The following is a 21,429-nucleotide window of genomic DNA, read 5'->3' on the forward strand; positions in this document are numbered from 1 at the left end:
TTATCAATATTCGATATCAAACGCTTCGCAGGCCTCTTCTCCATATTGGGCCGTGACCTCTTCATAGTAGCCGCTCAGCCTGTCTTTGAACGCCTGAATCTCTTCATCGCTTAATTCTGTCAATTCACAGCCATAGTCAGTGATTTCTAGCTTCTGCTTATCTTCATTATTCACGACGTTCTCGCAGCCAATGCTGCAGACTTCCTTTGCCGTCTCCCGGAAAAGCGTCTGGGTATCCTCATTCAATTCATTCCAGGTATCGCTGCTGAATACCATCGCGAAAGCCCCATAACTATAGTTCCAGTTCGTAATATATTCCTGGACTTCATAGAATTTATTTGCGGTGATCAAGTCAAACCCATTTTCCTGTCCATCAACTGTTCCCTGCTGCAATGCGGTAAACAATTCGCTAAAACTCATAGAAAGAGGATCCGCTCCCAGCGCCTCGAAAAATTTCATGAACACGTCTCCGCCAGGCACACGCAGTTTCAGATTCTTCAAATCATCCGGCGAAGTCACCTTTTTCTTGCTGTTGGTCAGCTGGCGGAAGCCATTATGGATGAATCCAAGCGTCTCCAAGTCCTTTTTCTTCAGCGCTTCGTGTATAAATTCTCCGCCCGTCGTATTCAGGCATTCTTCTGCCTCTTCATATGAATCGAATATCCATGGCGTGCTAAGCGCCAGCAGGCGCTTATCCAATACCGCCATGACATCCACTGGCTCAAACGCGCAGTCAATGGCTCCCTGGGTCAGCATCTCTACGCCTTTTGACATATTTCCGCCGGACAGCTGGTCGCTGGAATAGACTACCACCTGGATGTTTCCATCTGTCTCTTTCGCTATCCGCTCCGCAAATAATTTTCCTACCACCGTTGCATTGGACTGCTCGCTGACGGTAGTAGACAGCAGAATCTTTTTCTTCGGATACTTGCTGTTATCTTCCTCCTGCGATGCCCCGCAGCCTGAGGCCAGAAGCGCAAGCATCAGACAACAGGCCGTCATCCGCATTATTTTTTTCTTCAAGTCTTCTTCTCCTCTCCTGCCTTTGGCTGCCTTTATTTCCTCACTTCTACATCCGCAAGTTCTTCATACAGCTTAATGATCGCGCAATTATCGTCCATACCATATCCTTTTACCTGGGCAGTCTTAAATAATTCTGCCACAAGATTCGTAGCATAGAGCGGAAGGTTCATATTCTTAGCCATATCTACTGCCAGCTTGATATCCTTCGTATGTAGGTTGATCGTGAATCCCGGCTTGAAATCTCCCTCAAGAATATGTGGCATACGGTCTTCTACCGCCCAGCACCGGCCTGAGCCTCCCCGGATTACATTCATCATGATCTCCGGATTTACCCCTGCCTTGGTCCCTAGCGTAAACGCTTCCGACATGCTGATCAGATTGATCGCGGACATCAATTGGTTTGCGACCTTTACAACCTGTCCCGCGCCGCATTCTCCGCAGTGGATAATATTCTTGCCGACCACTTCGAAGATCGGCATTGCTTCTTTGACATCCTCTTCTTTGCCGCCTGCCATAATCGTCAGCGTTCCGTTCATGGCTCCTGACTGGCCTCCGCTTACAGGCCCGTCTACAAATTTAATGCCCATGCCTTCGAGTTTTTTCCCAATCTCCTTTGTGACATCCGGAGATATGCTGCTCATGTCGATCATGAAGAAATCCTCCGGCAGATCGCCGCTTAGCAGTCCGTTCTCCCCTTCCAGCACTTCCAGTACATGGGGGGAATTCGGCAGCATTGTGATCACCGTGTTTGTATGTTTCAGTATGTCGCACGGCTTATCTACAGCAACCACTTTTTCCTGCATTGGCAGCATCTTGATTCTTTCCTGGTTTACATCGCAGGCAATCAGCGTATATCCCGCCTTCAGAAGATTTTCTGCCATTCCATAGCCCATAACGCCCAGGCCGATCAGTCCTACTTTGTTATACTCTCTCATCTGTCATCCTCCCATCCCTTATTTTTCTTCTACAAATACCTGCGTCAGGTCTGTCTCTTCGTCATACTTGCGGATCATCTCCACGCCGCACGCCTCCTGGATCACTACGTCTACCGTGGTGAGGACCGGGCACTGTCCTTTTACGATATGTCCGCCAAATACCACACCGTCTTTGTCGCACATAGTGCCATGGAAATGAAGTTCTGTAACTCCTTTATCCGTCTGAGTGATAATTCCAGTGCCTGACAAGAACTCGATTGGTCCGTCCTTCTTGATCACATCCCCATAGCCTGCTCCGACTTTCGCATCCATCGGAACCAGATACATATAGCCAGCGGCTGAGAAACTTCCAAAACAATTTACCGCGCCATACTTCACTTCATTTTTGATACATATCTCTTCCAGCCCGGTAAGCAGATCCGTCCCCGGCAGTATTCTGGCCGCAATCATCTTTCCTGTTGTTCCGCATGCATAATTTACTCTTACTTCTGACATCTTTCTTCCTCCTTGAATTTAACATTGTTGTTTGTTTATGTGGCTATTATATGTATAATTTCAGTACTGTTCAATCAATTGACTGTTTTATTTTCGTACAGTTTTCTGTTTTTATTTTTTACCCTATTATGTTATAATACATTTATACCACAAATCGTTTATTTTTTAACCAATTTCAAGGAGATCAAATTGTATGAAAAATGAAAAGTACAGACTGTTAGCCATCGCTCCATTCAAGGGATTTCGAGACTTCTTTCTTCAGGATATCCAAAGACGGAACGACATCGAAGCGGATATCTATTTTGCAACTTTGCGGGAGACGGAGCCTTTGATTAGCACTTTGGATTTATCCCGCTATGAAGCCATCATCTGCCGGGGACGATCCGGCAGGATCATCAAGGAAATGTCCCCAATCCCTGTGATCAATGTAGACTTTTCCAGTTTTGACATATTGCGCGCATTACAGCTGGCCATGCTGACCACGCAAAAAAGAATCGCTTTCGTCAGTTATTTCGACTTAAGCGACAACATCCATTTTCTCTGTGAACTGTTAAATTACAAGGCAGAGATCATCGTTCCTCCTTCTCCCAAGAATCCCGAGGAAATGGAGGCGCTTATGAACACCCTATATTACGAAGAGCATATTTCCCTCTTCGTCGGGGATGGCGCCTGCGTGCACTGTGCCAAGGAACTGAATGCCGAGTCCGTCCTTGTCACCACCGGCCCGGAAAGCATGCAGAAAGCCGTCTCAGACGCCGTGGAAATCTGCGAGATGAGACGATCCGTCATCGCCGAAAATCATTTTTACAAGACTGTCATCGAAAAGTCTTCCTTGCCGCTTGCCATCTACAATTCAAGCAAGGAACTTATCTACTCGGGGCTTTTCACCTCCAGTTATGAAGATACCATACACGACGAGCTGCGCAGCCGCATTCCCAAATTAGAGCTTCACAGCCATATCAAATTCGTAATTTCCTCCCAGGAGGCATCCTGGAAGGCGACAGGGGACGTTTTCTATCATGAGAACTCTCCTTACTACCTTTTTCACGTATCGGATTCCATTCCTTCGGTCTTTGCACAGACAAAATACTGGCATACCATTGATTATGATACCGCAAAATCTTCTTTGCCGATGGTCAAAGGCAATCTTATTTATAGAGATTACTGGAAAAAGGCACAAAGCGTCATGGCGGGAAAGACCCCAGTGGTCATCTGCGGAAGCCCGGGCAGCGGCCGCACCATATTCTCTTACGCCTTGTATGCCTCCAGTCCATATAAGGACAGCCCGTTGATCGAGATAGACTGCTTCCACCTGGGTGAAAAGCAATGCCAGAAGATCTTCAAGGATGACCGCTCTCCATTATTTGAAAACAATTACACGATTCTTTTCAAGAACCTGAACGCTCTATCCGCCTCGCTCCAGAACGAGTTCTGCTATTACTTCGAGAATCTGGACCTGACTTCCCGCAACAAGGTCATCTGCACCTTTACCGGAGATATGGGGGATCTGATCGCCTCGGAGCAGTTTTCCCAGCAGTTGAGCTACATCATCTCTGGCTTTACCATCCAGCTGCCCACCCTCAACTCCAGGCCGGAACTGATTGTCCCCATTGCCAGATCCTACCTCAACGAGCTGAACCAGGAACTGCCGATCCAGCTGGCAGGATTTGAGCCGGAGGCTCTAAAGCTTCTGGAAAGCCACCACTGGGAATTTGGCATCGCCCAATTCCAGACTGTGCTGAAGCAGCTGGCCATCCAATCCAACGGACGGCTGATCACCGCGGACAATGTCAGGGCATTCCTTCAAAGCCTGGGCCCATCCGACATCGCCCCGGTAAAAGATCCCACCCTGGATCTAAGCCAATCCTTGAATGATATCACGAAAGATATCATAAATCTGGTGCTGCAGGAGGAGAATATGAATCAGACCAGGGCCGCGAAGCGGCTGGGCATCAGCCGCAGCACCCTGTGGAAGAAACTCCAAGAATAGAACTAGAGAAAACCATCGCATCCGGCATGGCATGAGGATATCCTGCCCGCCTCCGCATACCGTCAGAAATCGCACTTCATCCTCTGGCTTCACTTTTGTGCGATAATTATCGAGGGACACAATACTGATTCCATTCAGGGTAATCAGGCTGCGCCTGGCCTCTTTATAGGCCAGGCGTCCGTATTTCTCACGGATGGAAGCCAGACAGCCCTTTACATCATGGATATCGAATACTTCTTCTTTCCTGCCCGTAATCTCACGGAGCGCTCCATAATAAAATATCTTTGACATGATCCATCACCTGATTTCAAAAATTTGCAAAGTTATTATCGATGTATCTTTAATTGCCATAATTTCGCCGCCGACGGAGTTCCATCTTCCTTCCAGCCGCGGACCTTGTAATACTTAGGAAGCATTTTATCAAGGCGCACTACCGACTTCGGATCCTTATCCTGAGGAACTTTTGTAAGGCGGTCCGGCAGGCTGTCGTCATTCACCGTCAAGCCTTCCCTGTAATTATAAAGCCGCTCAATATTGTACCCTCGCTCCCCCAGCTGCATGAAGCGTCCGGTCGTCATCTTAAGCCCGGTGATATGCTTCAGCGCTTCTGCATGGGGCAGAAGGAACATGGAATTAAACGGCAGGATCCACGGCATGAATTTCCACATGACGCCCAGAACCGGCCTGACCCATATAAGCAGTTTCCCGCACAGTTTTGTAAACCAGTGGGACGGCCCCAGCCTGAATAAGAAAGACGGAATCATGCTATAGGCAGTGAAGAGGCAGAATCCTGACGCAGAGACAGCCTCCATGGCATTCTGCATGAGCACGGTAAGTTCGGGCTTGCCTTTCGTCTCAAGAGGATCCGCGGATAAGACTCCTACCGATTCCAGCAGCGCCAGATACCCTCCGTTCAGGTGGCATCCGCCCCTGTTGGAAGTCGCATAGCCAAGTCCCATGCCTACAGATTTTCTCGGTTCATAGGAAGCCAATTCCAATCCTTTGGCATGAATCGCGGCATCCTTAGCGCCATATTTTTCAGCCAGCCATTTGGAGCCGTTGGCCAGCTCGCTATAGATTCCTTCCCTGCGGGCAATCTTTTTAATCATTTCCGGAAGGCCGGTGACGTCGCCAAAACTTACGCCAAAGTCCGCGATTCCCCGTTCTTTCAGTTCCATGGCAAATGCAATCGTCCCGCCAAGCGAGATGGTGTCCATTCCCATAATATCTGCGATATAGTTGATTTCATTGATCGCATCCAGATCCGCGCTTTCTATATTTGCCCCAAACAGGCCCACCGTCTCATATTCCGGTCCTTTCACATCCTTGTCATAGACCCGGACTCTTCTTTCACACCGGATCGGGCAGCTTACGCACCCCATATTCTTGATCAGCTTCGTATCAGCCAATGTCTCTCCACTGATATCTTCGGCCTTCTCATAAAATCCCTTCTGGAAATTCCTGGTAGGCAGGGAACAGGTGGCATTGGCCTTCGTAACCAGTCCCGCGCTTCCATATTTGGGAAGGGAGGTTCCGGTCATCGGGTGGGATTGTAAGAAATGAACCCATTTTTCTATCTGTTGATCAAATTTTTCTTTATTATAGATGCAAGGAGACTTTGTGCCATACACCGTCACCGCTTTAATATTTTTAGAGCCTAAGACCGCGCCGGCTCCGCATCTCCCGGCCACTCTTTCGCCCGACAGGACTCCCGCGAAGCTTACCAGATTCTCTCCGGCAGGGCCTATGACAATGGTGCCATACTGCCGGGGGAATTCCTTCTGTACCTGTTCTGTATCCATCCCCCAGAGATGCCCGGCTTCTTTTACATGGACATTTCCATCCAGGATCTCAATATAGGAAGGAGCCTTCGACTTCCCGGTCAGAATAATTCCATCATACCCGGCCTTTTTGAGCATCATTCCAAAATTCCCGCCGCAGTTGGAGGATGCGATGCCTCCGGTCATCACATTCTTGAACGTCATATTGAACCTGCTGGAAGACGGCGCTCCCGTTCCATTCGCCGGTCCTGTATTGATAATAATCATAGCCTCTTCTGAAAGCGGATCTATGCCGGCGGGTGTCAGATCATAGAGAAGCTTCGCCGCTAATGTCTTGCCTCCGATGTAATATCGAAACATCTCAGCATCAATTTTAAAACGTCGTACTTTTTTCGTTGATAGGTTTATTTCCAGATAAATGGGCAGATTCATTCGGCCTCACCTGCTTTCATATAGATTGCGTGAAGCGGGCATGCCGACTCACAGATTCCGCAGCCCACACATCTTTCCGGAGCCGCTAGTTCGGCAAATACTCTGATGTCCCCCCGGTAGGATGGATCCGCTATTTTCAGCGCGTCCTTTGTACAGTTCCAGACACACATGGAACAGGCACTACATTTTTCTCTCAGGATGACCGGCTTTTTCCACCTGTTTTTCGGGACTTGCTCTGCCAGTTTCCCGTCCTGGTCAAGAATGGCTCCCTGGCCGCAGGCTCTACCGCAGACGCCGCATTCCACACAGCGTTTCTCATTAATGCGATGTCTCTCTTTTAACGCCCCTTCGACCGCGCCAACGGGACACAGTTTTTTGCACAATGTACATCCGATGCACTTTTCCGTTATAAAATAAGACATTCCTTCACCTCTCACTATTATTCATAGGCCTGATTCAGTATCCGGATTACATCTTCATACTCAACGGCAGCCGGATTCGCCAGCATCGCCCCATCATTCAGGGCGGTTTTTGCCACTGCGTCAAAATCTTTCTTGTCAACATGCACTGCTTTCAGCGTCATAGGCAGGCCGCACAGCTGATTCAGCCTTCGTTCCAGACGCCTCACGGACTTAATGGTTGCTTCGCACCGCTTTTGGGCCGGAGTCCGCGCATATACATCGGGTCCCTCCAGATAGAGAAGCAGTTCTCCGTATATATCGCCGACATGCTTGTAATTATACAGCATACAGTAGGGAAGCAGGATTGTCATGGCATCCCCGTGGGGGACTTTACAGACGCCTCCCAGCGCATGGCCTATGGCGTGCACCATGCCCACCATGGAATTGGAAAATGCGGCTCCGGCCATGGTGGATGCATTTGCCATGGCAAGCCTTGCCTTCCTGTTCTTTCCGTCTGTTATGACGGTCTCTATGTTCTCCACGACAAGTTTGATCGCGGCTGTGGCATAAGCATCGCTCAATGGATTTTTCTGGTTGCAGCTATATGCCTCGATCGCATGGCACAGCGCATCGAAGCCTGTGGACGCTGTCGTCTTCGGCGGAAGCGTCTCCGTCATCCGCGGGTCTAATACGGCCGCGTCCGGAAGCAGGTAATTGGAGATGAATTCCATCTTTACCGACTTCTCTATATTCTTTATTACCGCAACCAGCGTCATCTCAGAGCCCGTCCCAGATGTAGTGGGCACTGCTATGAATGGGATATGGCTTCCTCTTGTCATGGATTCACAGCCTTGAAGTTCCAGAAGATCTTTCACGTTTTGGGAGATTAGCATTTCCACGCCTTTTGCGGTGTCAATGACAGAGCCGCCTCCCACTGCAACGATACTGTCACACCCGGCTTCCTGATAGATCCTTCCTATTTTGTTCACCACCGAAACGGAAGAATCCGACGGGATATCCGTGAATATGGCAGCCGGCTCCATTCCAGTAGACTCCATAGCGTCCAGCACTTTCTGCAGGGAGCCGATCTTCTTTAGAACATTATCCGATAATACAATGGGCCTGGAAGCGCCAAGGCCCGACAATTCATAAGAAATATTCTCAAGGGCATTTTTCCCGGATAGTATTTTCGTTGAATTTTGAAATTCGTAATATGTTGGCAGCATATGCTCTTCCTCCTTCTATATTCCTAATATTGCATGAAGATAAACCGAGATACTTCCTATCTGCTTTTCCGGTACCTTCCGAAGTATCCTTTTTGTCATAATCTTCGGGAACAGATAGCCTTCCGTCAGATCAATACACCGTACGATAGACATCACCTGGGCGATCTCTCCTTTTACGAGAAAACGGTGCTGAGAATAGGCCTGGGCGATCCCGATCTGCCCGGAGAAAACCAGGAATGCCCCTTCCAGGCTTTTGAAAGTGATCAGAATATCCGGATTTGGAATACTGCTGACTCTTACAATTCCCCATGACACTCTTCTGATACAAAGATACGGCCCGGATTTGCAGGCCGCCAGGACAATGGTGCTACCGACAGGCCAGTTTGAAATCTCCTTACGGATTCTGGTATCATATTTGTATAACACCTTCATTCCGCGATAGAGGAAGAACAGGATTATCTTCTCAAATAGAATCATTCCTCTGAAAATGCATTTTTTCTTCACCTCAGTCAATTTTCTTATCATATCATCATCTCCTTAATTAATTATAATCCTTCTGCAATTTAATTGCGCTATAAATATATATTTAACGAACTTAAGCCTTTTGTATGTCCGGCGTTATTCCGACGCAAAAAGACCCTTGCAGAATGTACCTGCAAGGGTCCTACCTGACGTGGGCGAGAGGATTCGAACCCCCGACCTTTTGGTCCGTAGCCAAACGCTCTATCCAGCTGAGCTACGCCCACACGACTATGAATCATTTTCACAGCGAAATTAATTATATCCTAGTTTGTCCTTAATGTCAATATCATTTTATAAAAAAGAGGAAAAGTATGCTTTATATAAAAAACAGGGCAGATAACTCTGCCCTGAAAAAGATCGTTCTGTATATTATAAACGACTAAGCAGCACAAACGTTAACTGCTTTCAGCTTTCTGCTGTCTTTTGGATCTGCCTCTACATCAAAAGTCACTGCCTGACCTTCTTCAAGAGTCTTGAATCCATCGGACATAATAGCTGAAAAGTGTACAAATACATCTTTGCCGTCTTCTCCTGTAATAAATCCATATCCTTTTTCTGAGTTAAACCATTTTACTGTACCATTGTTCATTAAGCGGTACCTCCATATTCTAATTTTGTGCTTTTTGGATAATAAAAAAACGGCCTTTATTCGTAAATCATGTGGAAACGACTTACAAACATAGGTCCGATTCATACATTACCCGATTACAGTTATTACTATATCATGTATTCCTTTAAAAGTAAATAGAAACTTTTCAAAAAACTGGCCTGTTTGTTTTCTTCGTATCTGGACTTTTCAAGCCATCCACTTTAGTGATAGTATAGTCTACAGAAAAGCAATTGCTATTTTAATACATTAAAGGATGTGAACCGACTTGACGAAAAAAATCGCTGTAATCAATGATTTGTCCGGATTCGGCCGCTGCTCTCTCACTGCGGCCATCTCCGTCCATTCAGCCATGGGCGTCCAGGCTTGCCCGCTTCCAACCGCAATCCTGACTGCGCAGACCGGCTATCCCAGCTACTACTGTGATGACTACACAGACAAGATGGAGCATTACCGCACCGAATGGAAAAAGATGGGGCAGCATTTCGACGGAATATACACCGGCTTTGTAGCCGGAGAAGCGCAGATCCGGCAGATTTTCAACTTCATAGACACCTTCGACAGCCCGGATACCTTTCTGCTGGTAGATCCGGTTATGGGGGATAATGGACGTACCTATTCTATCTTTACTCCTCCCCTCCTGTCACAGATGAGAAGGCTTGCTATGAGGGCAGATATCATCACCCCTAATCTTACGGAATTCTGCCTTCTGGCGGAAGCAGATTATAACAAGATCGCCAGTTTCGCACAGATAGACCAGCAGCTGTCCGCCATCCGCGCATTGGGCCAGTCGTTCTGCCAGGACGGCCCCCGCGACATCGTGGTCACCGGAATCAATTTCATGGATGCCAACGGGACGCAGCAGGTAGGCAACCTATACATGAATCATAAGGATTCTTTTTTCTGCTCTCTGCCTTACGTTGGCGGAAGCTACTCAGGCACCGGGGATTTATTCGCCTCCTGCATCAGCGCGGGGATGGCCAGAGGCATTCCTCTCCCAGACATTATGCAAACTGCCGGACAGTTTCTGGAACTGGCCATCACGGATACCGTAGCAGAGGGAATCCCCCGCAATGATGGCGTAAACTACGAGAAATACCTGTCTTGCCTGATTCCGGAATGTAACCATTTTTTTAATCATAAGGAAGGATGATGAATTATGAAAACGAACAACAGGCCCGCTGCCCTCATCACCGTCACTGGCCTATTCGCAGCAATGATCGCCTTAATGACCGCATATATTTTTCACATACCATATGGCGCGAACGGAGGATATATCCACTTCGGAGATGCCTTGATCTATATCGCAGCCATTCTTTTGCCCCGCCCGTATGCCCTGGCCGCAGCGGCGATCGGAGGCGGGCTTGCGGATCTCATGACCGCGCCAATGTGGGCGCCCGCGACCATATTGATCAAGATGCTTATCACGCTTCCATTTACCAGTCATAGCACAAAGATGCTGGAGATGCGCAATATAATCGCTCCGCTCCCTGCCCTTTTCCTGTCCGCAACAGGCTACTATCTGGCGGAGGGCATCCTCTTCGGCTCTTTTGCAGCGCCGCTGGCTTCTCTTGCCGGAAGCGCCATACAGTCTGGCGGAAGCGCGGTTATCTTTCTTCTTACCGCAGCAGCGCTTGATCGGATCCATATAAAAGCCAAGACACAGCAGCTTTTATTCAGCAATCACTAAGATTATAGAAAGGAAGGATATACGATGGCTGATATTTTATACACTTACAAAGACCAGGTATATGCTAATATTACCAACAAATGCAACTGCCGCTGCCGCTTCTGCATCCGAAGCCACGAAGACGGCGTAGGCGACGCAGACACGCTCTGGCACAAGACTGATCCCACCCTCGAGCAGATCAAGGAAGCTATGGACGCCTTTGATTTTACCGGCTACAAGGAACTGGTCTTCTGCGGCTATGGAGAGCCCACTTGCGCGATCGATAACCTGGTCGCCTCGGCAAAATATGCGAAAGAAAAATATGGATTGTCCATCCGGGTAAACACCAACGGGTTAGCAAACCTATACTATGGCAAAGATGTCATTCCGTTTCTTGCACAGGCCGTGGATTCCGTATCCATCAGCCTGAATGCGCCAACCAGCGAGCAGTATAATGAAGTTTCCCGCCCACAGCTTGACAACGCGTTTGAAGGACTCCTTCAATTCGCAACAGAATGCAAGGGACAAATTCCTTCGGTGAAACTTACAATTGTAGATGTACTGCCCAAGGAGGAAATCGAGGCATGCAAGAAATTGGCTGCCTCGCTGGATATACCACTAAGAATACGCAGATATGCCTAACAGCACTCTGCGAAATACGGGGATGGAATATGGACAGAATATTAACTTATCAGATTGGCCCTTCCGAGGGAGGGCTACGGATTGAGCAGTTTCTCCGGCGCAGGGGATACTCGCTTCAGAATCTCACCCAGTTAAAGAAAATGAAAGAAAGCGTGCTTGTAAATGGCCAGTGGCTTCATCTGAACCGCCGTCTTACATCTGGCGACGAACTGGTAATCCACATACAGGAACATGAGTCCTCCAAACATATTCCTGCGGTAAACCTGCCTCTGGATATCGTGTACGAGGATGAGGACATCATCGTCATCAATAAGCCTGCCGGAATGCCCATCCATCCCTCCCAGAATAATTACAGGAATTCTCTTGCCAATGCCCTCGCCTGGTATTATCAAGAACAGGGAAAGGCTTTCGTATTCCGGTGTACCAACCGGCTGGACCGGGATACTTCCGGTCTTACCGTTGTCTCCAAGCATATGCTAAGCGGCAATGTTCTGTCATCTATGGCCGCCGGACGAATGCTTCACCGGGAATACCTGGCAATCTGCAGAGGCCATATCACGCCCTCTGCCGGAACCATCCATGCTCCTTTATCACGAAAGCCCGGCTCCATCATCGAGCGCACTGTAGACTGGGAGCAGGGAGAGACGGCCATCACCCATTATCGCGTCGTAGAGGAAAAGAACGGACACAGCCTCGTCTCACTTCGCCTGGAGACTGGCCGCACCCATCAAATACGCATTCATATGAAACATCTGGGCTATCCGCTCATTGGGGATTATCTGTATAATCCTGACATGGAATATATCGGGAGACAGGCGCTGCATTCCCATAAGCTTTCATTCCCTCATCCAATTACCGGAGAGGAGATGGAATTCATCGCGCCGCTGCCCGAGGACATGCAATCGGTGCTGGATCCCTAAACCTTAACAGGCCTTTTACCAGGGCTTATGATTTTCTTAAGAATCTTTAGAAAATTTTCTGACTGTTGACATACTTACGTCACATTTACTCCTTATAATAAACTTATCAGATAAAGAAGACGGTAGTCGTACTGAGGCGTCTGTATGATTACCGGACTTCGCCTAACAATACGTAAAATTTACATAGATTTTTTCATCCCCCTCTCGGGCCGGCGCATAAGTGCCGGCCCTCTCTCTGCGTAAAAAAATGAATAATTTTTACATAAGGTATTCCCTCAGGCGAATCTCTTATGCTATAATCAATACGTGGCTCCTATCCGGAGCCATACACTATGCAGCAGTGGTCGAGTTGGCTGAAGGCGTCTGCCTCGAAAGCAGAAGAGCCGAAAGGCTCCGGGGGTTCAAATCCCTCCTGCTGCGTTTTATCCTGCAAGTACATTTCTTTTGGTACATGCAGGATATTTTTTTCAATAATTTCTTCCGTTTTTCTTAAGATTCTTTAGAAACATTTCCACCTTCTGACATATCTGCTTCACATTTTCCGGCTATAATAATCATATCAATTAAAGAAGACGGCGGTTGTGCTTAGTTACTTTGTATGATTGCTGGACTTCGCCTAACAATACGTAAAATTTACATAGATTTCATACCTCTTTAAAGGCCGATGCATAAGCACCGGCCTTCTCTCTATCGTATCAGTATCTTAATTTCTGATCCATGCTCCCGGACCGGAATCCTTCCAGATCAAGCGTAATATAGACATAGCCCAGGCTCTTGAGATATTCCGCAATCTCATTTTTATATTCCATGACCACGTCCATAGCCTGGCAGTCTACCTCGATTCTGGCAATATCGCCATGGACTCTGACCCGTATATTATAAAGCCCGAGTTCCTTAAGATAAGACTCTGCCTCTTCCACCTTGCGCATATCCGCATAAGTCAGCCTGGTTCCATAAGGGAATCTGGTGGCCAGGCAAGGCGTCGAAGGCTTCTTCGCTACGGAGATCCCATATTCTTTCGCAAGCAGCCTGACCTCTTCCTTGGTAATGCAGGCATCCGCCAAAGGACTGATGATCCCCAATTCTCTTATCGCGCGGATGCCCGGGCGGTAGGCCTTAAGGTCATCCGCATTGGTCCCTTCTAATATCCATCCCGCCTGCAGTTTAGCGGCCTCGCCCTGGATCTGCTCAAACAAATGCCTTTTGCAGCGATAGCACCGGTCTGTCGGATTATCCGCAATCTGCGCGGATTCCAGTTCGTCAATCTGAAGTATCCTGAAATCAGCGCCAATCTCTTCGGCCACCCTCCTGGCGCTTTGCGCGTCACCGGACGGGTGCATCGCCGTATGAAGGAAGACTGCATGCACCTTCCGCTTACTTTTTAACGCCGCTTCGCAGGCAAGCTTCAGCAGCAGGCTGCTGTCTACTCCGCCGGAAAATGCTACGATCACGTCCTTCTTCGCATAGTCTTCCATCTGCCTTTTCAGGCACTGTATCTTCTCTTCATTCCTCTTCATTCCTTTTCCTCTTCCTGCCTTCCTCTTAATCCCAGCCTGTTTATCTGGGCCGCGATATAGCCCGCCCCGTAGCCATTGTCAATATTCACCACCGAGATGCCATTGGCGCAGGAATTAATCATGGTCAGAAGGGCCGACAGTCCATGCATGCTGGCGCCATACCCAACCGACGTCGGGACGGCAATGACCGGCTTATCCACCAGGCCTCCAATGACGCTGGCAAGAGCGCCTTCCATGCCAGCCACCGCGATCACGCAGTTTGCCCGCTGTATGGTCTCCAGCCTGGCAAGCAGCCTGTGCAGCCCGCTTACTCCCACATCGTAAACGCGCTCTACGCAGGCGCCAAAATATTCGGCCACCTGGGCCGCTTCCTCTGCCACCGGAATATCTGCCGTGCCTGCCGTACAGACCGCGATGCAGCCTGCTTTTGCCTTTCCTTCATGTTCTATCTTCAGTATCCTTGATGTCTCGTCATACTGCACCTGTGCGTACTTGCCTCTTATCAGTTCATATTGTTCCCTGGATGCCCTGGTGCCAAGGACTTCCCCTTCTTCCTCATACAGCCTGCCAAAGATCGCAAGGAGATGCGCATCTGCTTTCCCCGCACAGAACACGACTTCCGGGAAACCGGAGCGTATCTTCCTGTGGGTATCCAGCTTGGCATACCCCAGATCCTCAAAAGGCTGGCGTCTCAAGGCGCCTTCGGCTTCCTCAAGGGTCAGTTCGCCCTTCTTTAACTTTTCCAGTATCTCGCGTGTCTCCATAATCTCCTCCTGTATGCATGCTATTCATCCTGTTTATCGATTTCTTTCTTAATATTTTCCCAGACTCTTTCCGACATCGCCTTATACTCCGTCTCCTCTACGCTCTCTTCCAAAATGACATACTTTTCCAAATACTCCCTTTCCAGGCTGGCATACTCCGGATACTGCTCCATAAATTCTGTATATTCAACAATCCTGTCTTCTTCCAGCAGCCTCCTGGCCGTCTTCATGTATCCATTGAAAGAAAGGCCATGATTACGATTAGTCCTTGTCCTATACGCAAATACTACGCGTATATAATATTTAATTTTGCTTAAAGAAATCCATATCTTATTCATACACATATTTATACCACCATCTACTGTCTTTTAATATATGATAACTCATTTTGAGTTAAATCTCAACGTGATTGATTCAAGTATAATAATATGTTTCCAACAGGAGGGAATTTGTATGACGTATCACGAAGACTTGTATATGATTTACAGAGATCGTCTTAGGGCGCTGCGAGAAGATAGCGATCTTTCACAGAAAACGATCGCGGATTATCTCGGCATTGGTCAGACTACTTATTCCCAATACGAACTTGGCAAACGTTCCATGCCAGTAGAATATATTATCAGACTCTGCCAGTTTTATAACGTTTCCGCAGATTATATGCTTGGTTTATCTAATGAAAAATAAAGATATCAGAATGTCACACAGGGCAGGCCAAAAATGGCCTGCCCTGTGTTTCCCATGACACGATCATCTATGATGCTGTTACCGCGCTGCCTTACTCTTCTGCCTCGTCATCTGTACCAGCGGATTCTCCAATATGGAAGATCTGCATATCTTCCGGGGTGATCAGTTCTACCCCTTGTTTCTGCTCCAACTTCAGATCTCTGACATAGAAGTTTTTAATCTCAGGGGAAAGTGTTTCAAAGTCAATCACAATCTCATCAAGCAAGTTGGCCGGATCTGCCTTATAATGGATCTCGGACAGTTCCTGGCTGACGAATCCCCGGACGCAGGCCTCATTGACAAATCTGATCTGTGCTGTTATGGATATGCTCTCTCCCGCGACCAATGTCTGGAAATCCAGCGCCATAATCTGCTTTTTCATAGAATCATAGTCAACATTCTTAATGACGCAGGCAATCTTCTGGTCTTTTAATTCCAGAGTGACCTGAGTTCCTTCCCCGTGTTCTTTGATCAGCTGCAAGGCATCCTGCTGGGCATACTGGAGAGATATGGGCTTCTTTAAGTCGCTTCCAAACAGTACGCCGGTGGCGAATCCCTCACGTCTTAATCTTTTTGCTTTCATTAGCGGGCTTCTTTTTTCTGCTTTTAACGTGATCATATCTGCTACCTCCTACTTGGCGTTATCTGGTTTCCGTACACGCAAAAACAAAAAAACTCCCATTTACCTTGTAAGTGTAGCTGGGAGCTTTCTTATTGGAAGTTCTGTATGCACTATCTTAATTATAGCACGATTGTCAAGTATTATGGAATGTGACTCTATTTACGGCTAACATATTTCATGATGTCGTCTTCGCCGTGGTGCCATCTCTAAAGAACGCCTTTTTCATACTCTTCACGCATATACCGTCTGCTTGTTCCAAACAGTGATATGAAGAGATTGTGTTCTTCCTCTATAATCTCGAAAAAAAACTGATAGCCTACATCATCGTATCATCCCGTAAGGCCTCAGCCAGACTGATTTTGCGTACATTCCTGTAGCCAAGACAATAAGCCAGCGCCACCGTTCCAAGTATGGCCAGCATAAAAGCAGCAATCGGAATCAGCGGAGCCTCGGACAGAAAGACTTCTGCCTCAAGATAACTTGTTTGTAACAGATAGCCGACCACAATAACTGCCAGCGGAATGGTAAATACAATCGGGCGGCCTGCGATGACCAAGGCTTCGATACAGAACATTTTTTTAATTCCTCCCGGCGTCAGTCCGACAGACATATATCTGGCAAATTCTCTTTTTCTCTGACGGACAAATCCCAATGTATTGGAAAACACATTCCCAATGCCAATGATTGCAAGCAATACGCAGAAACCGCCGAAGATTGCCATCATTCCCTGTATCTGCCTGTCGTTGGCTTCCTTCTTGAGAATACGGTTTTCGCTTTTTGCCTCACAAGATCCGGCAAGAATCTGATCGATATCTGCCTGCAGCGTATTCAATTCCGCTAAAGTGGCGTTTTCGCTGCCCAGAACGCAGATGTAGGTATCTTCCCCACCCTCCGCAGCCTTTCCCTTGATTTCCTTCCACAGGGACGCCGGAATAAAATGTACCAATTCATAATAATCAGACGCCGCGTATTCTTCTCTTAAATCAGGAACTTTCTCCGTGTAGGACAAGACAGGGACTTCCAGCGCCGCTCCTTCTTCTCCGGGCTTTCTTAAAATGCTGGCAGCATTCCTGCCTTTTACATAGGACATATACTTGGGGTGTCTGAAATCCGGGTTCGTCACATCGCGGATTTGATTTCGTATGACAGCCCCGTCAAGTCGCGGCGTAACGCCAATCTCCTCACAGTAAGCCTCAAAACTGGCATCATCCAATATAACGATAGGAGCATTAACGCTCCAGCCTGCATCCGTCTTCACTGCACTGTCATCCGAAGCATGAGAAAAGCCGCCAATGGATTTCATCTCATCACTCATTTCCTCCTCTGCGATGATTGCTTTGGCCGTTGCCTTTTGATACACGATGGCGCTTCTTATGCCGGGAAGATCTTGTATTTCTTTTGTTTCCGCAAAAGAATCCACTTCCGTATCCTGTACGGTAACCATGATGTCCCAGACATCCTGATATTTTTCAAAATATGTCTCTGCCGTACTGATCTTTGACATTGTAAAAAAGCACTGCATAACCGTGAACGCCATGAACGAGAATATCAGGGATAAGGATGCCGTCCGCAGAGCCTTTCGCTGTGCTTTTAAAGCATTTCCCGCCAATTCTCCTTCCGTGCCAAACAAAAATGCAAGCACAGGCGAGTTCTTTTTCCGCTTAAGCTGCAGTTCGCCGGTATTTCTAATCGCTTCCAGCGGCGTAAGCCTGCTCAACTTTTTAGCCGGCAGCCAGGCGGATATCCAGATCGTGATCACTGTCACAAGCAGTGTCAAGATCAAAACAAGCGGATGATAGCCAAAAACTGCCTGATGTCTGCCTGCCACATTGCTTCCCAGCAAGGCATTCACCATCTGCAAAAGCCCCATGCTGATTGCAATTCCCAGCAGATTTCCTGCTATGACCGGTATGGCGCAAAGTGCCGCCGCTTCCTGTAGCAGACATGCCCGTATCTGTTTCGGCGTGGCTCCAATGCTGAAGAAAATACCAAACTGATGGATCCTTGCATTCATGGATACCGCGAATGAATTGTGTATGATAACAATCAGGGAAATGGATGCCATTGCCAGGATCGCAAGAAATAAGGGGAACAGCAGTCTTGGCGCTGTATCCTGCGGGCTGCGGATCAAGTACATGGCAAGAAGTTCATAGTTATAAACGGCTGTTTTCGGAGAAACCCCGGCTATCTCGGCAATCCGCGGCGTATCTTCCAAAACCGTACTTATATCATCAAAGTATATATCCAGCACGGTTCCCTGCCCCTGTGCTGCCTTCTCGTTAACCACTACGTCTTTTACATTGGCAAAGTTTTTTATGGCATCTATATCCTCCGAATCAATTGCCCCTGCGATCCGGCTCTGCCAGCCGCCTTCTTCCAGTTTGATCCTCTCCACTTCATACTTCCATGCGTTATAAAACAAACTGCAGAGCAAGGATAGCAGCAGGGCCGAGATAAACGCCGCAACCCTAACGGAAATACTTAAGGAACGGTTGTTTTTAATATATCCAGATGAGTAATCTTTCCACATAGCCCTTACCTCCGCCATTCATCACTGATGATATGTCCATCCTCGATAGTTATAATGCGTTCTGCTTCCAGGGCCACCTTCTCATCATGGGTAATCAGCAGAATGGTCTGCTCCAGATTCCGATTGGAGAGTTTCAGCATGTCAATGATCTCTTTGGAATTTTTCTGATCCAGGTTCCCAGTCGGCTCATCTGCCAATAGTAACGCGGGGCGGTAAATAAGAGAGCGTGCAATCGCAACTCTTTGCTGCTGCCCGCCTGACAGTTGATTTGGCAGGGCCTCCAGCTTGTCAGCAATACCAAGAGAACCGACCACCTTATCAAAATATTCCTTGTTTGGCTTCTTTTTATCCAGCGTAAGGGGCATAAGAATATTTTTCCGCACCGAAAGCGTAGGGATCAGGTTATAGAACTGATACACGAGCCCCACCTTTCTGCGGCGAAAGATGGCGGCCTGTGTGGGATTTAACTTAGAAAGGTCTGTCCCATCTATGGTTACCGTTCCGCTGGTCGGCTTGTCCACACTGCCCAGGATATGCAGAAGCGTGGATTTTCCGGAGCCGGATGCTCCGATGATCGCCACAAATTCTCCTTTGCTGATTGTCAGGTCAATCCCGTCCAGCGCGGTTACCTGATTGTTCCCGGAACCGTATACTTTACGGACCCTTTCGCATGTTAGAATGTTCATTTGATTCTTACCTCCTGCCATCATGTTGTATATCACTATATCTACAGTATAGCAAATGAAAATTACAACTTAGTGACTGTAAATCCGAATCTCAAAACACGCCCCTGCCCCCTGCTTGTTTGTAGCCCGTATCGTGCCATTCTGGCGCTTAAGAATCTCTTTTGCCAGTGCCAGTCCGATACCGATGCCTCCTTCATGGGCATTGCGGCCGCGATAGAATCGTTCAAAAAGATAGGGCATATCCTCTTTAAGAAATCCCGCCCCTTCATCCCAGATCCTAATTTCCGTATAGAGCGGATTCTGTTCATAAGCACAGTGGATAGTTCCGCCCGGATTGTGCTCCATGCAGTTTTTCATCAGATTCATGACCGCCTCCATCGTCCAGTCCAGATCGACGGTTATCGCCATCCCGCCCAGTTCCGGGATATCAACAGAAGTACCTGTCGCCGTCAATAGTTCCTGCAAGTTGTCCGACGCAAGAACAAGCACGGTAAAAACATCAACCTCTTCCCTTTGAAGAATCAGCGTGCCAGAATCAAGGCGGGATAACACAAGCAGGGCCTCTTCTAAATGACTAAGCCTCAGAAGCTGTTTTTGTATCTGCTCCACCTTATTATTACTATTATCTCTTTGCATGGTCTGCAAAGACAGAGAGATTGCAGTAATCGGCGTCTTGATTTGATGCGCAATATTGGACAGATTTTCCGCAAAATCATTTTTCGCCTGTACTGCGGCCTCTTTCGTCTGATAAAGGAACGTCACCGTCTTATAAATTTCATCTTCCAATTTAGAAAAATCATCCTCTCCAGTCGTAGAAAGGATGACTGCTTTTCCCATATTCGCTTGTTCCAAATACTCTGCCAGACCCTGGATACGCATGCTTTCCTTTTTGTTTCGATACAGCAGGGTAACAAGCAGAAGGCAGAAGCCCGCCAGAACTCCTGCTGCCACAGCTAAATCACCTGTCCTGTGAAGCGAATGCGAAAAATCAGCAATTCGGTATCCCCATACGGATAAGACATCCTTTCGGGCCGTTCCGTCGGCATTCCCTCCTGTATATTCCTTCAATGCGGCTGAAATAATCTTTTCTGCTTGCGGATCCTGCTCTAACACTTCTCCGCAAACAGCGTTTAACAGATTAAATTGAAGCCGGCTGTCATAATGGAACATCATCATGGCAGTAAGTGCAGAAGAGATCAAACTGATAGATAGCACAAATCCAACTGTGATCAAAATGTTTTTTCGTCCGCTCATATCGTATCCTCCATACGGTATCCTACGCTTCTGACCGTCTTTAGACAGGATGGCTGGTCTAATTTATCCCTCAGACGTTTCATTGTGACTGTCAGCGTGTTGTTATTCACATAGTTTCCATTCACATCCCATACCTGTTCTAAGATTTTTTCTCTGGTTACAGTCTTTCCCTTGTTCTGCATCAGGTACAAGAGCAGCTGGTATTCCGCCACGCTCAAATTGATCTCTTCCAAATGGAAGGTAACTGTCCTGCGGTTCTGGTCGATGATAATCCCATCGCAGGAAAGATACTGCCCAGCCGCATTGCGGGTCCGGCGAAGCAAAGCCAATATCCGCGAATACAACACTACCAGTTCAAAAGGCTTCACCACATAGTCATCCGCACCGTTTTGAAACCCTGATACGATATCACAGGAATCCCCACGGACCGTAAGAAAGATGATTGGAAGTTCCTTCCATGTACCGCGGATCCATTTACACAAATAATCCCCTCGTCCATCCGGCATATTCCAATCCAGAAGAACCATTGCAGGCACATGGATTTCCAGTGCCTGCTTAATGCTGGCAAGCGTATCATATATCGTCACCTTAAAATCTTTCTGTTCCAGATATTCTTTTACAGTATTCGCAATATTGGGGTCATCTTCAGCATAGTATAAATCGATCATCTCAATCTCCCATCCTGTCTTT

General features: G+C 47.6%; 22 protein-coding genes, 2 tRNA genes and 1 pseudogene. 7 read left to right on the forward strand and 18 right to left on the reverse strand.

Annotated elements, in window-relative coordinates; translation table 11 throughout:
- Window positions 1-3: 3 nt before the first annotated feature.
- The 3 genes from K0036_RS14555 to K0036_RS14565 are packed head-to-tail and all read right to left on the reverse strand — an operon-like array spanning window position 4 to window position 2,453.
- Complete coding sequence (locus tag K0036_RS14555; protein ID WP_025642566.1) at window positions 4-1,023, reverse strand: DctP family TRAP transporter solute-binding subunit; 1,020 nt, start codon at window positions 1,021-1,023, stop codon at window positions 4-6.
- A 32-nt stretch (window positions 1,024-1,055) separates the two neighbouring features.
- Window positions 1,056-1,958 (reverse strand): NAD(P)-dependent oxidoreductase, encoded by a 903-nt coding sequence (locus tag K0036_RS14560; protein ID WP_025642565.1) that lies wholly within the window; start codon window positions 1,956-1,958, stop codon window positions 1,056-1,058.
- Between the two features lie 18 nt (window positions 1,959-1,976).
- Complete coding sequence (locus tag K0036_RS14565) at window positions 1,977-2,453, reverse strand: PPC domain-containing DNA-binding protein (RefSeq protein WP_173694008.1); 477 nt, start codon at window positions 2,451-2,453, stop codon at window positions 1,977-1,979.
- A 193-nt stretch (window positions 2,454-2,646) separates the two neighbouring features.
- Here K0036_RS14565 and K0036_RS14570 point away from each other — a divergent pair, with 193 nt between their 5' ends.
- On the forward strand, window positions 2,647-4,443 hold the full coding sequence (locus tag K0036_RS14570) for a sigma-54-dependent transcriptional regulator (RefSeq protein ID WP_220430055.1): 1,797 nt from the start codon (window positions 2,647-2,649) through the stop codon (window positions 4,441-4,443).
- 57 nt (window positions 4,444-4,500) lie between these two features.
- Here K0036_RS14570 and K0036_RS19595 read toward each other — a convergent pair.
- From K0036_RS19595 to K0036_RS14605, 7 genes and pseudogenes are all read right to left on the reverse strand, one after another.
- Window positions 4,501-4,734 (reverse strand): annotated as a pseudogene (locus K0036_RS19595) (MoaD/ThiS family protein); the annotation flags it as partial.
- A gap of 35 nt (window positions 4,735-4,769) precedes the next feature.
- Window positions 4,770-6,656, reverse strand: coding sequence for an aldehyde ferredoxin oxidoreductase family protein (locus K0036_RS14580; RefSeq protein WP_220430056.1), 1,887 nt, complete (start codon window positions 6,654-6,656; stop codon window positions 4,770-4,772).
- A complete protein-coding gene (locus K0036_RS14585; protein ID WP_173694011.1) occupies window positions 6,653-7,078 on the reverse strand; it encodes a 4Fe-4S binding protein in 426 nt (141 codons plus the stop codon). Before K0036_RS14585 ends, K0036_RS14580 begins: the two co-directional genes overlap by 4 nt.
- Window positions 7,079-7,095: 17 nt before the next feature.
- Window positions 7,096-8,283 carry an iron-containing alcohol dehydrogenase gene (locus tag K0036_RS14590; protein WP_025642555.1) on the reverse strand — a complete coding sequence of 396 codons (1,188 nt, stop codon included), beginning with the start codon at window positions 8,281-8,283 and terminating at the stop codon, window positions 7,096-7,098.
- A 15-nt stretch (window positions 8,284-8,298) separates the two neighbouring features.
- On the reverse strand, window positions 8,299-8,808 hold the full coding sequence (locus K0036_RS14595) for a hypothetical protein (protein ID WP_220430057.1): 510 nt from the start codon (window positions 8,806-8,808) through the stop codon (window positions 8,299-8,301).
- Between the two features lie 147 nt (window positions 8,809-8,955).
- Window positions 8,956-9,029 (reverse strand) — tRNA-Arg (locus tag K0036_RS14600).
- Window positions 9,030-9,184: 155 nt separating this feature from the next.
- Complete coding sequence (locus tag K0036_RS14605) at window positions 9,185-9,394, reverse strand: cold-shock protein (RefSeq protein ID WP_025642550.1); 210 nt, start codon at window positions 9,392-9,394, stop codon at window positions 9,185-9,187.
- A gap of 286 nt (window positions 9,395-9,680) precedes the next feature.
- Between K0036_RS14605 and K0036_RS14610 the strand changes: the two genes are divergently transcribed.
- From K0036_RS14610 to K0036_RS14630, 5 genes are all read left to right on the forward strand, one after another.
- Entirely contained in the window at window positions 9,681-10,565 is an 885-nt protein-coding gene (locus K0036_RS14610) for a pyridoxamine kinase (protein WP_025642549.1), read from the forward strand.
- 6 nt (window positions 10,566-10,571) lie between these two features.
- Complete coding sequence (locus K0036_RS14615) at window positions 10,572-11,102, forward strand: TIGR04002 family protein (RefSeq protein ID WP_173694012.1); 531 nt, start codon at window positions 10,572-10,574, stop codon at window positions 11,100-11,102.
- Window positions 11,103-11,126: 24 nt separating this feature from the next.
- Window positions 11,127-11,723, forward strand: a complete 597-nt coding sequence (locus tag K0036_RS14620; protein ID WP_220430058.1) for a TIGR04100 family radical SAM protein — start codon at window positions 11,127-11,129, stop codon at window positions 11,721-11,723.
- Between the two features lie 29 nt (window positions 11,724-11,752).
- On the forward strand, window positions 11,753-12,643 hold the full coding sequence (locus K0036_RS14625; protein WP_173694014.1) for an RluA family pseudouridine synthase: 891 nt from the start codon (window positions 11,753-11,755) through the stop codon (window positions 12,641-12,643).
- 334 nt (window positions 12,644-12,977) lie between these two features.
- A tRNA-Ser gene (locus K0036_RS14630) sits at window positions 12,978-13,063 on the forward strand.
- A 275-nt stretch (window positions 13,064-13,338) separates the two neighbouring features.
- On the opposite strand, the gene larE is transcribed toward K0036_RS14630, so the two are convergent.
- Genes larE through K0036_RS19165 form a run of 3 tightly spaced genes read right to left on the reverse strand, consistent with a single transcriptional unit; the run spans window position 13,339 to window position 15,154 of the window.
- A complete protein-coding gene (gene larE / locus K0036_RS14635; protein ID WP_220430059.1) occupies window positions 13,339-14,160 on the reverse strand; it encodes an ATP-dependent sacrificial sulfur transferase LarE in 822 nt (273 codons plus the stop codon).
- Complete coding sequence (larB, locus tag K0036_RS14640; protein ID WP_025642541.1) at window positions 14,157-14,924, reverse strand: nickel pincer cofactor biosynthesis protein LarB; 768 nt, start codon at window positions 14,922-14,924, stop codon at window positions 14,157-14,159. The genes larE and larB overlap by 4 nt, the downstream gene beginning before the upstream one ends.
- Window positions 14,925-14,944: 20 nt before the next feature.
- Window positions 14,945-15,154: a hypothetical protein gene (locus K0036_RS19165; RefSeq protein WP_259283315.1), complete on the reverse strand. Its 210-nt coding sequence runs from the start codon at window positions 15,152-15,154 to the stop codon at window positions 14,945-14,947.
- Window positions 15,155-15,377: 223 nt separating this feature from the next.
- Here K0036_RS19165 and K0036_RS14650 point away from each other — a divergent pair, with 223 nt between their 5' ends.
- Window positions 15,378-15,608 (forward strand): helix-turn-helix domain-containing protein, encoded by a 231-nt coding sequence (locus K0036_RS14650; protein WP_044955251.1) that lies wholly within the window; start codon window positions 15,378-15,380, stop codon window positions 15,606-15,608.
- 91 nt (window positions 15,609-15,699) lie between these two features.
- Here the strand turns inward: K0036_RS14650 and K0036_RS14655 are convergent, their stop codons facing one another.
- The 5 genes from K0036_RS14655 to K0036_RS14675 all read right to left on the reverse strand — a co-directional run bounded on the left by K0036_RS14655 (window position 15,700) and on the right by K0036_RS14675 (window position 21,407).
- A complete protein-coding gene (locus tag K0036_RS14655) occupies window positions 15,700-16,266 on the reverse strand; it encodes a 50S ribosomal protein L25/general stress protein Ctc (protein ID WP_220430061.1) in 567 nt (188 codons plus the stop codon).
- 319 nt (window positions 16,267-16,585) lie between these two features.
- Window positions 16,586-18,799 (reverse strand): ABC transporter permease, encoded by a 2,214-nt coding sequence (locus K0036_RS14660; protein ID WP_220430062.1) that lies wholly within the window; start codon window positions 18,797-18,799, stop codon window positions 16,586-16,588.
- 5 nt (window positions 18,800-18,804) lie between these two features.
- Window positions 18,805-19,485: an ABC transporter ATP-binding protein gene (locus K0036_RS14665; protein ID WP_025642526.1), complete on the reverse strand. Its 681-nt coding sequence runs from the start codon at window positions 19,483-19,485 to the stop codon at window positions 18,805-18,807.
- Window positions 19,486-19,554: 69 nt separating this feature from the next.
- Window positions 19,555-20,739: a sensor histidine kinase gene (locus K0036_RS14670; RefSeq protein WP_220430063.1), complete on the reverse strand. Its 1,185-nt coding sequence runs from the start codon at window positions 20,737-20,739 to the stop codon at window positions 19,555-19,557.
- Complete coding sequence (locus tag K0036_RS14675; protein WP_220430064.1) at window positions 20,736-21,407, reverse strand: response regulator transcription factor; 672 nt, start codon at window positions 21,405-21,407, stop codon at window positions 20,736-20,738. Before K0036_RS14675 ends, K0036_RS14670 begins: the two co-directional genes overlap by 4 nt.
- Between the last annotated feature and the right edge of the window lie 22 nt (window positions 21,408-21,429).

Origin of the sequence: [Clostridium] scindens (genome assembly GCF_019597925.1) — a bacterium.
Taxonomy (GTDB): Bacteria; Bacillota; Clostridia; order Lachnospirales; family Lachnospiraceae; genus Clostridium_AP.

What these genes read in the sequence shown, in the direction of transcription:
- K0036_RS14580 (WP_220430056.1), bottom strand. Translation starts at nt 6,656, where the DNA reads ATGAATCTGCCCATTTATCTGGAAATAAACCTATCAACGAAAAAAGTA.
- K0036_RS14660 (WP_220430062.1), bottom strand. Translation starts at nt 18,799, where the DNA reads ATGTGGAAAGATTACTCATCTGGATATATTAAAAACAACCGTTCCTTA.
- K0036_RS14650 (WP_044955251.1), top strand. Translation starts at nt 15,378, where the DNA reads ATGACGTATCACGAAGACTTGTATATGATTTACAGAGATCGTCTTAGG.
- K0036_RS14615 (WP_173694012.1), top strand. Translation starts at nt 10,572, where the DNA reads ATGAAAACGAACAACAGGCCCGCTGCCCTCATCACCGTCACTGGCCTA.
- larE (WP_220430059.1), bottom strand. Translation starts at nt 14,160, where the DNA reads ATGAAGAGGAATGAAGAGAAGATACAGTGCCTGAAAAGGCAGATGGAA.
- K0036_RS14595 (WP_220430057.1), bottom strand. Translation starts at nt 8,808, where the DNA reads ATGATAAGAAAATTGACTGAGGTGAAGAAAAAATGCATTTTCAGAGGA.
- K0036_RS14655 (WP_220430061.1), bottom strand. Translation starts at nt 16,266, where the DNA reads ATGATCACGTTAAAAGCAGAAAAAAGAAGCCCGCTAATGAAAGCAAAA.
- K0036_RS14665 (WP_025642526.1), bottom strand. Translation starts at nt 19,485, where the DNA reads ATGAACATTCTAACATGCGAAAGGGTCCGTAAAGTATACGGTTCCGGG.
- K0036_RS14570 (WP_220430055.1), top strand. Translation starts at nt 2,647, where the DNA reads ATGAAAAATGAAAAGTACAGACTGTTAGCCATCGCTCCATTCAAGGGA.
- K0036_RS14675 (WP_220430064.1), bottom strand. Translation starts at nt 21,407, where the DNA reads ATGATCGATTTATACTATGCTGAAGATGACCCCAATATTGCGAATACT.
- K0036_RS14620 (WP_220430058.1), top strand. Translation starts at nt 11,127, where the DNA reads ATGGCTGATATTTTATACACTTACAAAGACCAGGTATATGCTAATATT.
- K0036_RS14565 (WP_173694008.1), bottom strand. Translation starts at nt 2,453, where the DNA reads ATGTCAGAAGTAAGAGTAAATTATGCATGCGGAACAACAGGAAAGATG.
- K0036_RS14590 (WP_025642555.1), bottom strand. Translation starts at nt 8,283, where the DNA reads ATGCTGCCAACATATTACGAATTTCAAAATTCAACGAAAATACTATCC.
- K0036_RS14625 (WP_173694014.1), top strand. Translation starts at nt 11,753, where the DNA reads ATGGACAGAATATTAACTTATCAGATTGGCCCTTCCGAGGGAGGGCTA.
- K0036_RS14560 (WP_025642565.1), bottom strand. Translation starts at nt 1,958, where the DNA reads ATGAGAGAGTATAACAAAGTAGGACTGATCGGCCTGGGCGTTATGGGC.
- larB (WP_025642541.1), bottom strand. Translation starts at nt 14,924, where the DNA reads ATGGAGACACGCGAGATACTGGAAAAGTTAAAGAAGGGCGAACTGACC.
- K0036_RS19165 (WP_259283315.1), bottom strand. Translation starts at nt 15,154, where the DNA reads ATGAAGACGGCCAGGAGGCTGCTGGAAGAAGACAGGATTGTTGAATAT.
- K0036_RS14585 (WP_173694011.1), bottom strand. Translation starts at nt 7,078, where the DNA reads ATGTCTTATTTTATAACGGAAAAGTGCATCGGATGTACATTGTGCAAA.
- K0036_RS14670 (WP_220430063.1), bottom strand. Translation starts at nt 20,739, where the DNA reads ATGAGCGGACGAAAAAACATTTTGATCACAGTTGGATTTGTGCTATCT.
- K0036_RS14605 (WP_025642550.1), bottom strand. Translation starts at nt 9,394, where the DNA reads ATGAACAATGGTACAGTAAAATGGTTTAACTCAGAAAAAGGATATGGA.